1 protein-coding gene is annotated in these 423 nt (G+C 35.0%); it reads right to left on the bottom strand.

What is annotated here, in order from left to right:
• Window positions 1-143: 143 nt before the first annotated feature.
• The coding region (locus ERX37_RS11220; RefSeq protein WP_133430749.1) for a DUF1054 family protein at window positions 144-423 on the bottom strand (280 nt) is incomplete at its 5' end.

Below are 423 nucleotides of genomic sequence, written 5' to 3'. Positions count from 1 at the left end.
ACTCATGATTAGACATCTTTATCAATACAATCACCTTCTGAATTTATTTCTTATATTTTAACAAAAAAAGACTGCAGACAACATCTCCTAAGGAGACTTTGTCTACAGTCTGAGATAACCGTCGGTTTGACGGTTATCTTTTTTTATTGCAGTTGAAGAAGTTTAATAAATGTTTCTTCGATCTCGTTGATAAAAACTTGATCAGATTTTAAAGAAGGATGATCTGGGTGATAGACTTTACCAAACAATAGCTCACCTTTTTTTACATCTTTTAAGCGCTGGATTGATTTTTTGAGTTCATCTTCTGATACGTCGCTCATCAGCATATAATCTTCTTTCATATGATCTTTCTTCATGATGAAGTCGTCAGGCAGCTCAAGTATCTGCTGGAGTCTTTGATGCCATAGTGCCGCAACATTAACC

It is taken from the genome of Macrococcus hajekii (assembly GCF_004359505.1).
Taxonomy (GTDB): Bacteria; Bacillota; Bacilli; order Staphylococcales; family Staphylococcaceae; genus Macrococcus; species Macrococcus hajekii.
This window is presented reverse-complemented; position numbering and strand designations above follow the sequence as displayed.